We start from the raw sequence: 11,035 nt of genomic DNA on the forward strand, positions 1-11,035 counted from the left end.
GCTGGAGGTGCTCGACCCTGAGCAGAATCACACCTTCGGTGACCACTATGTCGAGGTGGACTTCGACCTGAGCGACGTGATGTTCGTGGCCACCTCGAACTCGATGAACATTCCGCCAGCCTTGCTGGACCGCATGGAGGTGATTCGCCTTTCCGGTTACACCGAAGACGAAAAGACCAGCATCGCAATGCGCTATCTGTTGCCCAAGCAGGTCAAGAACAACGGCGTGAAGGAAGAAGAGCTTGAAGTGCAGGAGCAGGCGGTGCGTGACATCGTGCGTTACTACACACGTGAAGCCGGCGTGCGCTCGCTTGAGCGCGAACTCTCCAAGATCTGCCGCAAGGTGGTCAAGGGTATCCAGCTCAAGAAGATGACACCCAAGGTCGTCGTGACACCCGATAACCTCAACGATTTTCTGGGCGTGCGCAAGTTCAACTATGGTCGTGCCGAACAACAAAACCAGGTCGGCCAGGTGGTGGGGCTGGCGTGGACGGAAGTCGGCGGCGACTTGCTGACGATTGAGGCTGCCATGATGCCCGGCAAGGGCGTGATCACACGTACGGGATCGCTGGGCGATGTCATGAAGGAATCCGTTGAGGCCGCACGCACGGTGGTGCGCAGCCGTTCCAAGGTTCTCGGCATCAAGGACGAGATGTTTGAAAAGCGCGATATCCATATCCACGTACCGGACGGGGCAACACCGAAGGACGGCCCAAGCGCGGGTGCCGCGATGACCACCGCTTTTGTTTCAGCGATGACGGGTATCCCTGTGCGCGGTGATGTGGCCATGACGGGCGAGATCACGTTGCGCGGCGAGGTCACGGCCATCGGCGGGCTGAAGGAAAAACTGCTCGCTGCCTTGAGGGGCGGCATCAAGACCGTGCTGATCCCCGAGGAAAATGCCAAGGACCTGCAGGAGATTCCAGACAACGTCAAGAGCGGCCTGGAGATCGTGCCGGTGAAATGGATCGACCAGGTGTTGCAGGTTGCGCTCGAGCGCCAGCCTGTTCCGCTGACCGACGAGGAAGCCGCTGTTGTTGCGCCGGCTGCTGTGGTTCCGCCTGCGGAAGCAGCCGGTACGGTGAAGCATTAATGAGGCCTTTCGCAAAGTTTTTTGCGGCTTTTGGAAAAGCCCAAAAAACTACGCTATAATTTGAGGCTGTAATCGCGGGAGTAGCTCAGTTGGTAGAGCGCAACCTTGCCAAGGTTGAGGTCGAGAGTTCGAGACTCTTCTCCCGCTCCAATTCAAAGGGCAGCACTTTAAAAATGCTGTCCTTTTTCATTGGGGGTTTCGTTGGATTATTGGGTAAAGCCGTAGGGCTTTATCAGGCAGACAGAATACGGCGCGGTAACAAAGCGGTTATGTACCGGATTGCAAATCCGAGTAGGTCGGTTCGACTCCGGCCCGCGCCTCCATCACAGCTCCCTGCAACCAGCCCCAGTTATGGGGCTTTTTTGTTTGACAATACGCTGCCGGACGTTTGAATACGGCGTTTGAGCCTGAGTGGTGAAATAGGTAGACACAGCGGACTTAAAATCCGCCGCTTCGTGAATAACGGGCGTACCGGTTCGATTCCGGTCTCAGGCACCACGATTGGGCGGCTCACCCACGCGCCGGGCGCGCTTTTGAAAACTGGGTAAGATAAATTCCATCATGTCCCGCTACAACACACCTTTTGAGATCCACGTCCACGGCGAAGTGCCATTGCGCGCGGACGTTAATTTTGAACAGCTGCAGGAGGCCCTCAAGCCGCTGTGGAAGTACACCGGCTCCAAGTCCCTGGCGGCCGGTGCTGCCAGCGCTTATGAGGAAGAGCCGGGCATCCGGTTCGACGCGCAAAAACATTTGCTGCAAATGTGCTGGACAGTCCCTGGTGACGAAGATTTTCGCCAGGCGCTTGACGAAATGTGCATGGGCCTGAACGACCTCGCGGAAGCGGGCGCTCCCATCGAAGTGACCTTCTATGACTCCGACTTTGACGAAGATGAAGGTGCCGACGATGAGGAGGCCCGTGATGATTTCGCGATGTATTTTGTGGGCCCCACGCCGGCAGCCATCATGCAGGTGCAGCGCGATCTCCTGGTCCAGGACATGATCGGCCTGATGGAGCGCCACTTTGACGGATCAGAGCTCGGTGAGGTCGTTGCGGCTGTCGACAAGCTGTTCGAGCAGCGCTTTGATGCACTGGTGAACTCGATGCAACTCGGTAAACCGCCGCGCGGCCTGGGCGGACCGCCGGGCGGTTCGGGCCATGGCGGCGGTGGCCGCAAGCCCCGGCATTTGCACTAAGCCGGCTTGGGCGAGCCTGAAGCTGCAGGTGAGCCAGGAAAGCCGAGTCCCCTCAGGTAAACATCAATCGCATGCTGGCCGACCTCCAACAGGTCAAAAGCCCCCGGATCCAGCAGCCAGTTCTGTATCAGGCCATCGATCAGCGCATGTAGCCCCTGCGCCGCCGCTGAAGCCGGCGCAGGTAACTGGAGGCGCATCTGTGCAGTTGCCGCCTCCATGCTTTGCTGGATGCCGGATAAAAAACCACCGCGCACTGCCAGGTGACGCAGGCGAACCGCCTGGAGTTCTTCCACATATTCGACCTTCTGGGTCGCCACTTCAAACACGCGCCGCGTTTGCGCGTCAGTCACAATTTGTCGCAGCGCGTTGGCAGTGGAACGTCGTATCCTGTCCATCGGATTGAGGAGGTCCTCGCCCGGATGTTGCTGCGGGTCAATTTCCTGGTTGAACGCGTTTTCCATGGGCAGGGTGACCCGTTCCATCATGGCGTTGAACAGGTCTGCCTTGTCCTTGAAATGCCAGTAGACAGCACCGCGTGTAGCGCCTGCGCGGCGTGCAATGTCCTGCAGGCTTGTGCGTGAGACACCTTGCGCCTGAAACAGGTGTTCCGCAGCATCCAGCAGCTTGTGCCGGGTCGCCATGGCTTCTTCTTTTGTCCGACGGGCCAATCCATGTCTCCTGCAAGTCAATTTAACGGGTTGTCGTATACATTCACAAATGTATGTAAACTATATCACTCGTAAAAACCCTTATTCTTTTTGTTTTCGGCAAAACGATGACTTGCATCAAATGCCGCTCACATATTCCGTTTTCCGCTTTTTTCCCAAATTTTGAGGATCAGCATGCCCAAGTCTCGCATTGTCCATTCGCCTTTATTCTCCCCGTTTGCGCCATACCAGCCTCTCGTCCTGATTGCTGCACTCACATTGTTCCTGGCCGGATGCGGCAAGGGTGCCGGTGCTCCCGGCGGGGCACCGCCTCCTGCGGAAGTGGGTGTGGTGACAGTTACCCAGGGTGACGTCGGTTTGGTGACCGAGCTGCCCGGCCGCCTTGAGGCTTCGCGTGTGGCACAGGTCAGGGCCCGTGCGGCCGGTATCCTGCAAAAACGGCTGTTCCGTGAAGGCAGCGACGTGAAAGAAGGGCAGGCGCTGTTCACGATTGATCCCGCACCGTATGCCGCCGCCGCCGCCAGCGCGAAAGCGGGCCAGGCGCGCGCCGAGGCCAACCTGGCGCAGGCCGCCGCATTGGCCGAGCGTTACAAGCCGCTGGTAGAAGCTAACGCCATCAGCAAGCAGGAATATGCCAACGCTGTCGCGGCGCAAAAGCAGGCGGAGGCCGACGTTGCCGTGGGCAAGGCGAATGTGCAGACAGCCAGCATCAATCTGGGCTACGCGGCAGTGACAGCCCCGATCTCGGGCCGCATTGGCCGCGCATTGGTCACCGAAGGCGCCCTGGTTGGTCAGGGCGAGGCCACCCAGCTGGCTGTGGTCCAGCAAATCAACCCCATGTATGTGAACTTCACGCAATCCGCTCCTGAAATCATGAAGCTGCGTGCCGCCATGGAAAGTGGCCAGTTCAAACGTGCCACCGGTGCCGAAGCGGCCAGCGTGCGCATCGTGCTCGAAGATGGCACTGAATACGCCCGCCCCGGCCGCCTGCTGTTTTCCGACCTGACGGTCGACTCCACGACGGGGCAGGTGACCCTGAGGGCAGAGGTGCCCAATCCCGGTGGCCAGCTGCTTCCCGGCCTTTATGTGCGCGTACGCCTGGAGCAGGCGCAGGCCAGCAATGCCATCACCTTGCCCCAGCAAGCTGTCACGCGCACCGCGCAGGGCGACACTGTCATGGTGGTGGGTGACGATGGAAAAGTCAGCCCGCGCCCCATCAAGATTGGCTCCGCCAAGGGCAACCAGTGGGTGGTGCTCGACGGTCTGAAGACCGGCGAAAAAGTCATGGTGGATGGATTCCAGAAACTGCAGCCAGGTGCACCCGTGAAGCCCGTGCCATGGCAACCGGCCGGTGCGAAGCCGGCCGATGCGGCTTCCGCCCCCGTATCCGCCGCCTCCGGTGCGCAAGCTGCTGCGCCTGCGGCCTCCGCTGCTTCTGCAGCAGCGAAGTAAGGAGCCAACTACATGGCCAAGTTTTTTATTGATCGGCCGATCTTTGCCTGGGTGATCGCACTGTTCATCCTGGTGGTCGGCGGCGTGGCTATCACGCAGCTGCCGATTGCCCAGTACCCGCCCGTCGCGCCGCCTTCGATTGTCGTCAACACCGCCTATCCCGGCGCCTCTGCCCAGACGCTCGAAGACAGCGTGTTGTCGGTGATCGAGCGCGAAATGAACGGTTCACCCGGCCTGATCTACATGGAGTCGGTGGCGCAGGCCGACGGCTCCGGCAGCATCACGCTGAGCTTCGAGCCCGGCACCAACCCCGATCTCGCGCAGGTGGATGTGCAGAACCGCCTGTCGCGCGCCTCGCCGCGGCTGCCCGCCGCCGTCACGCAGCAAGGCGTTCGCGTCGACAAATCACGCTCCAACTTCCTGCTGTTCATCATGCTGTCGTCCGACAATCCCGCGCACGACCCCGTCGCGCTCGGTGATTACGCTTCGCGCAACATCGTGCCCGAGATCCAGCGTGTCAAAGGAATCGGCCAGGCCCAGCTCTTCGGCAGTGAGCGCGCCATGCGCATCTGGCTGGACCCGGCCAAGCTCACGGGTTTCAGCCTGTCGGCAAATGACGTTAACAACGCCATCCGCGCGCAAAATGCCCAGGTGTCGGCCGGCAGCATCGGCGACCGTCCCAATGTAGCGGGACAAGGCATTGCTGCCACCGTGGTAGTCACCGGCCAGCTTGCCAATGTCGAGCAGTTCGGCAACATTGTCCTTCGCGCCAACACCGACGGTTCGTCGGTGCGCCTTAAAGACGTGGCCCGCATTGAACTGGGTGGCCAAACGTATGCCACGTCGGCTCGCCTGAACGGCAAGACGGCGATCGGTATCGGTGTTCAGCTGGCACCCAGCGGCAACGCGCTTGCCGCTGCCAAGGCCGTTCGAACCAAGATGACCGAACTCGAGCGCTATTTTCCGCAAGGCATGAAGTGGAGCATCCCCTACGACAGCTCGCGCTTCGTCAAGATTTCGATTTCCCAGGTCGCGGAAACGCTGTTTGAGGCGGTGGCCCTGGTGTTCCTCGTGATGTTCCTGTTCCTGCAGAACTGGCGCTACACCATCATCCCGACCATCGTGGTGCCGATTGCATTGCTGGGCACTTTCGCCACCTTGCTGGCGCTCGGTTTCTCGATCAACGTGCTCACCATGTTCGGCATGGTGCTGGTGATCGGTATCGTCGTCGATGATGCGATCGTGGTCGTCGAAAACGTCGAACGCATCATGACCGAAGAGGGCCTGCCGCCGCTGGAGGCCACCCGCAAGGCGATGGGCCAGATTTCGGGCGCCATCATTGGCGTCACCGTGGTGCTGATTTCCGTGTTTGTGCCTTTGGCATTTTTCGCGGGCTCGACCGGCAACATCTACCGCCAGTTCTCCGCCGTGATGGTTTCGTCCATCGGCTTTTCCGCCTTCCTGGCCCTGTCCCTCACGCCGGCACTTTGCGCCACGCTGCTCAAGCCGGTTGAGGCTGGGCACCATCACGAGAAAAAGGGTTTTTTCGGCTGGTTCAACCGGGGGTTCTCGCGCACCGCAAAAAGCTATGAAAGCATGGTCGCGCGTATTCTCAAACGCGCCGCACGTTACCTGGTGATCTATGTGGCCATCATTGCCGCTGTGGCGGTGGTATACCTGCGTTTGCCCACATCCTTCCTGCCCAATGAAGACCAGGGCAACCTGCTGGTGAACGTGCAGTTGCCGCCGGGCGCAACTTACGAGCGCACGCTTTCGGTGATGGAGAAAGTCGAGGGTTTCATGCTCAAGCAGCCGGAAGTCGAAAGCATGGTCGGCGTGCTTGGCTTCAGCTTTTCCGGCCAGGGCCAGAATGCCGCGCTGGCGTTCGTGACGCTCAAGGACTGGAACGAGCGCGACGGCGAAGCGCATTCGGCCTCAGCGATAGCAGGACGGGCTTTCGGCGCCCTCATGGGTGTGCGTGATGCCTTCATCTTTCCGCTCAGCCCCCCACCCATTCCCGAACTGGGAACGGCCTCGGGCTTCAGCTTCCGCCTGCAGGACCGCGGAGGTGCGGGCCATGATGCGCTTATCAACGCACGCAACCAGCTTTTGGGCATGGTTGCCAAGAGTCCGGTGCTCACACAGGTACGGCCCGACGGCCTGGAAGATGCGCCGCAGCTGCAGCTGGACATAGACCGTGACAAAGCCAATGCGCTGGGCGTGCCGTTTGACGCGATCAACGCGGTCCTGTCGACCTCGCTGGGATCCAGCTATGTGAACGACTTCCCCAACCAGGGGCGCCTGCAGCGTGTGGTGGTACAGGCCGACGCGCCTTCGCGCATGCAGCCCGACGACCTGCTCCGGCTCAACGCCATCAACAGCCGCGGCCTGCCGGTTCCGTTGTCGTCGTTTGCCAGCACGCGGTGGATCAAGGGTGCGATGCAAACAGTGCGTTACAACGGCTACCCGGCCGTGCGTATCAGCGGCAGCGCCGCGCCAGGCTACAGCTCGGGCGCAGCAATGGCCGAGATGGAAAAACTCGCAGCGCAACTGCCGCAGGGCTTCGGTTTCGAATGGACGGGCCAGTCGCGTGAGGAAAAACTTGCGGGCTCGCAAGCCATGTTGCTCTATGGTTTCGCCATCCTCGCGGTGTTCCTGTGCCTTGCGGCCCTGTACGAAAGCTGGAGCATTCCGCTCGCGGTGATCCTGGTGGTGCCGTTAGGCGTGATCGGTGTGTTGCTGGCAACGCTGCTGCGTAGTTATTCGAATGACGTGTACTTCCAGGTGGGGCTGATCACCATCATCGGCCTGTCGGCGAAGAACGCGATTCTGATCATCGAGTTTGCCAAGGACTTGCAGGCGCAGGGCAAAGGTGTCATCGAGTCGGCGCTGGCTGCCGCGCACCTGCGGTTCCGACCCATCGTCATGACGTCGCTGGCCTTCGGTCTGGGCGTGCTGCCGCTGGTACTGGCTTCGGGCGCCGGCTCCGCAAGCCAGCGTGCCATCGGTACCGGCGTGATCGGCGGCATGATCACCGGCACGATCCTGGCGGTGATTTTCGTTCCGGTGTTCTTTGTGGTCGTGCGCGGCCTCTTCAAGGGCAGCGAGCGGCAAAACAGGATGTATTCGGAGCATGCCAAGGCGGCAGGCATCACCGGAGAAGAAGGAAGTGAAGGTAAAGCCCATGAGTAAATCCAGCATGAAACCCAGGTTCCCGCAGCTTTTGGCGGTTGGTGCTGCGGCACTCCTGGCCGGCTGCTCGATGATTCCGAAGTACGAGCGCCCGGCAGCCCCCATCGCAGACCAGTGGCCGGCTGTTTCCGGTTTCACCACCGGTTCCGCGCAAGCGCAGTCTGCTACTACCGCACCGGCCGTCGCGGCAGCCGACATCGAGTGGCAGGCTTTTTTCAGCGACCCTAAATTGCGGCAGCTGATTGAGGCCGCGCTGCGCAACAACCGCGACCTGCGCATCGCCGTGCTCAATATTGAGCAAGCCAGGGCCCAGTACCGGATCCAGCGTGCCGACCAGTTTCCCACGATCAATGCCGGCATCACCGGTTCGCGCCAGCCCAATGCCAACGGTAACGGCAGCATCACCAGCACTTATACCGGCGGTTTGCTGATGCCATCCTACGAGCTCGACTTTTTCGGCCGGGTCTCCAGTCTGAAAGAGGCGGCGTTGGCGCAGTACCTGGCAACGGAAGAAGGTCGCAAGACGGCACAGATCAGCCTGATTGCATCGGTGGCCAACACCTACCTCAGCCTGCTGGCCGACGAAGAACTGCTGGCCATCACGCAGCAAACACTGGCTACACGGGAAGAGTCCTTCAAGCTCAGCAAGCTGCGCTTTGACAACGGCGTCGCTTCCGAGCTGGACTTCCGCCAGGCCGAGTCATTGACCGAAGCGGCCCGCGCATCGCTGGCCCAACTGGTGCGCCAGCGTGCGCTGGATCAGAACGCACTGACCCTGCTGATCGGCCAGCCATTGAGCGGTGACCTGGCGGTGGCCTTGCCTGCCGGCAAAGGTCTGGCAGACGCCCCCATGATGGTGGACGTGCCCGCGGGGCTGCCGTCTGACTTGCTGGAACGCCGCCCAGACATCCGCCAGGCCGAGCAACAGCTGCTGTCTGCCAACGCCGACATCGGCGCGGCCCGTGCGGCTTTTTTCCCGCGTATCTCACTCACGGCTTCTGCCGGCAGCGCCAGCTCGCACCTGTCGGGCCTGTTCAAGAGCGGATCCTACGGCTGGACGCTGGCGCCGCAACTGATCCTTCCGCTTTTTGATGCGGGCCGTAACCGTGCCGGGCTGGATTCGGCCAATGCCGGGCGTGACATTGCCATCGCCCAGTACGAAAAGTCCATCCAGACGGCTTTCCGTGAAGTGGCCGATGCGCTGGCGGGCCGCGACACCTTGGGCGAGCAGCTGCGTGCCCAGCAGGCGCAGGCCAATGCCGAGGCGACGCGTTTCAAACTGGCTGATCTGCGCTACCAGAACGGTGTGGCCAGCTATCTGGACCAGCTCGATGCACAGCGCTCGCTGTTCGCCGCACGCCAGGCGGTGGTGCAAACCCGGCTGGCACAGCTGCAAAGCCAGGTCACGCTGTACAAGACCTTGGGTGGCGGCTGGAAAGAGCCGCCTGAGGAAGCCTTGAGCCTGAAGGCGTCCACCCAGCTCAGCCGCTGAGCGGGTGCGCGGCGCCTGAGGGCGTCTGCGGGACCAGACGCCCGCGCTACAAGATTGATAGCTGCTTGCGCCCATGGTTATTGGGCTGGTAGCTATTTTTATTTAAATTCTCACAAGAGCAGGGCGGCCGGTTTTCTTCCGGTACCCAAAATTCAGGTGATTTGTGCCTGCAAGTCAATCATCGTGGGCGCAAGCAGCTATCAAAACAATAGCAATCCTGCTGACACTCGCCATGGCGTCAGAAGGCGCCGCCGCTTCGCCGCCGGAATTGCGTGAAGGCTTGAACCAGGCACTGACTCCAGCCGTGCCGTGATGCACGGCTTGAATCGCGGTACCTGTCCATGCCCCGTGGCTGTCGCCTCGCTCGTTCAGTTGTGAGCAAGTGTTCCCTATGTATCCCCTTGACTTCCGCGCCACCCATGGCTTCGTGAAGGCACGGTAATTGCTGAAGGGTTACTCCCTACGGGGCTGCGCCTGGCGCGGCGGTATATTCGCGCCGACTGACAGGCAAACGGGGGCTCCTCTCACGAGAGGGGCCCCGTTCCATCAACCATGGCGGGCCACAAGCCCGCCAATTTTCTATTCGGGAGTGCAACAGGCATGAACTCAAACTGGACGATGAAGGCGCTGACAAGCGCCGTGCTGCTGGCCTTGGCTGGCCTGGCGGTGGCGGCCACGGTGCCCGCGGGCGTGAAGCTGCACGAGACGCAGGAACTGGTCCGCAACAATGGCTCCGAGCCTGAAACCCTGGATGCGGCACTGGCGACGGGTGTTCCGGCCAACAACGTGATCCGCGACATGTTTGAAGGCCTGGCTGCCGCCGACCAAAACGGCAAGATCGTCCCCGCCGTGGCAGAGAGCTGGAAGCAGATGGACCCCCTGACCTGGGTCTTCAAGCTGCGCAAGAACGCCAAATGGTCCAACGGCGACCCGGTGACGGCCGAAGACTTCATCTACAGCATGCGCCGCTTCGTCGATCCGGCGACCGCCTCCAAATACGCTTCCACCTACGGCGTCTTCCTGCTCAATGCCAAAGAGATCATTGAAGGCAAGAAGCCCGTCACCGAGTTGGGTGTCAAGGCCGTGGACCCTTACACCCTGGAAATCAGGACACCTTTCCCGGTCGGTTTCCTGCCCGAGGTCGTTTCCAATCCCCAGCTCGCTCCCCTGCATAAAGCCACCATCGAGAAATTCGGCAAGGACTGGACCCGGCCCGCCAACATGGTGAACAACGGCGCCTTCTCGCTGAAAGACTGGCAGGTCAACAGCAAGATCATCCTGGTCAAGAACCCGGCGTACTGGGACGCGAAGAATGTCCAGCTCACCAAACTCACCTACCTCTCGGTCGAAGACGGCAATGCCGATGTGAAGCTTTATGAGTCGGGCGAGAACGACTGGGTTTACCAGCTCCCGCCAGGCACCTTCGACAAGTACAAGGCGCAATATCCCAAGGAAATCCGCAACACCGACATGCTGGGCCTGCGCTATTACTCGCTCAACAATGCGGACCCGGCACTCAAGGACATCCGTGTGCGCAAGGCGCTGTCGATGGCGCTGGACCGCGACATCCTCGCGCAGCGCGTGACGGCCGACGGCCAGACCCCGGCATACGGCGTGATCGTCAAAGGCACTTCGGGTGCCGACGTCACCTCTTACGACTGGGCCAAGTGGCCCGCCGACAAGCGCATCGCCGAAGCCAAGAAGCTGCTGAAGGAAGCGAATCTTCCGGCCGGCACCAAGCTCAAGTTCTCCTACAACACCAGCGATTACCACAAGAAAATGGCCATCTTTGCGGCCTCCGAGTGGAAGACCAAGCTGGGCCTGGACGTCGAACTCGAAGCGATGGAGTTCAAGGTGCTGATCAAGAAGCGCACCGACAAGGACTACCAGATCGCCCGCAACGGCTGGATCGCCGACTACAACGACGCCACCACCTGGTTG

7 protein-coding genes and 3 tRNA genes are annotated in these 11,035 nt (G+C 60.9%); 9 read left to right on the plus strand and 1 reads right to left on the minus strand.

What is annotated here, in order from left to right:
- The 5 genes from AC1D1X_RS07025 to AC1D1X_RS07045 all read left to right on the plus strand — a co-directional run.
- Positions 1 to 1,093, plus strand: a 1,093-nt coding sequence (locus AC1D1X_RS07025) for a S16 family serine protease (RefSeq protein WP_477698039.1), incomplete at its 5' end; no start/stop codon positions are given.
- A 74-nt stretch (positions 1,094 to 1,167) separates the two neighbouring features.
- Positions 1,168 to 1,243: transfer RNA gene (locus tag AC1D1X_RS07030), tRNA-Gly, on the plus strand.
- A gap of 99 nt (positions 1,244 to 1,342) precedes the next feature.
- Positions 1,343 to 1,416, plus strand: a tRNA-Cys gene (locus tag AC1D1X_RS07035).
- Between the two features lie 82 nt (positions 1,417 to 1,498).
- Positions 1,499 to 1,591 (plus strand) — tRNA-Leu (locus tag AC1D1X_RS07040).
- 63 nt (positions 1,592 to 1,654) lie between these two features.
- Positions 1,655 to 2,290: a DUF6806 family protein gene (locus AC1D1X_RS07045; RefSeq protein WP_477669030.1), complete on the plus strand. Its 636-nt coding sequence runs from the start codon at positions 1,655 to 1,657 to the stop codon at positions 2,288 to 2,290.
- Here AC1D1X_RS07045 and AC1D1X_RS07050 read toward each other — a convergent pair.
- Positions 2,287 to 2,958 carry a TetR family transcriptional regulator gene (locus AC1D1X_RS07050; RefSeq protein WP_477669031.1) on the minus strand — a complete coding sequence of 224 codons (672 nt, stop codon included), beginning with the start codon at positions 2,956 to 2,958 and terminating at the stop codon, positions 2,287 to 2,289. The two genes, AC1D1X_RS07045 and AC1D1X_RS07050, sit on opposite strands and share 4 nt — an antisense overlap.
- Positions 2,959 to 3,132: 174 nt before the next feature.
- On the opposite strand from AC1D1X_RS07050, the gene AC1D1X_RS07055 reads away from it, so the two are divergent.
- From AC1D1X_RS07055 to AC1D1X_RS07070, 4 genes are all read left to right on the plus strand, one after another.
- Positions 3,133 to 4,410, plus strand: coding sequence for an efflux RND transporter periplasmic adaptor subunit (locus AC1D1X_RS07055; protein ID WP_477669032.1), 1,278 nt, complete (start codon positions 3,133 to 3,135; stop codon positions 4,408 to 4,410).
- A gap of 12 nt (positions 4,411 to 4,422) precedes the next feature.
- Positions 4,423 to 7,602, plus strand: coding sequence for an efflux RND transporter permease subunit (locus AC1D1X_RS07060; protein ID WP_477649569.1), 3,180 nt, complete (start codon positions 4,423 to 4,425; stop codon positions 7,600 to 7,602).
- A complete protein-coding gene (locus tag AC1D1X_RS07065) occupies positions 7,595 to 9,094 on the plus strand; it encodes an efflux transporter outer membrane subunit (RefSeq protein ID WP_477669033.1) in 1,500 nt (499 codons plus the stop codon). Before AC1D1X_RS07060 ends, AC1D1X_RS07065 begins: the two co-directional genes overlap by 8 nt.
- Positions 9,095 to 9,694: 600 nt before the next feature.
- Positions 9,695 to 11,035 (plus strand): peptide ABC transporter substrate-binding protein (locus AC1D1X_RS07070; protein ID WP_477698040.1); only part of this gene is annotated, 1,341 nt, incomplete at its 3' end.

This window comes from Polaromonas sp. P1_G4, from assembly GCF_056405475.1.

What these genes read in the sequence shown, in the direction of transcription:
- AC1D1X_RS07045 (WP_477669030.1), top strand. Translation starts at nt 1,655, where the DNA reads ATGTCCCGCTACAACACACCTTTTGAGATCCACGTCCACGGCGAAGTG.
- AC1D1X_RS07055 (WP_477669032.1), top strand. Translation starts at nt 3,133, where the DNA reads ATGCCCAAGTCTCGCATTGTCCATTCGCCTTTATTCTCCCCGTTTGCG.
- AC1D1X_RS07060 (WP_477649569.1), top strand. Translation starts at nt 4,423, where the DNA reads ATGGCCAAGTTTTTTATTGATCGGCCGATCTTTGCCTGGGTGATCGCA.
- AC1D1X_RS07065 (WP_477669033.1), top strand. Translation starts at nt 7,595, where the DNA reads ATGAGTAAATCCAGCATGAAACCCAGGTTCCCGCAGCTTTTGGCGGTT.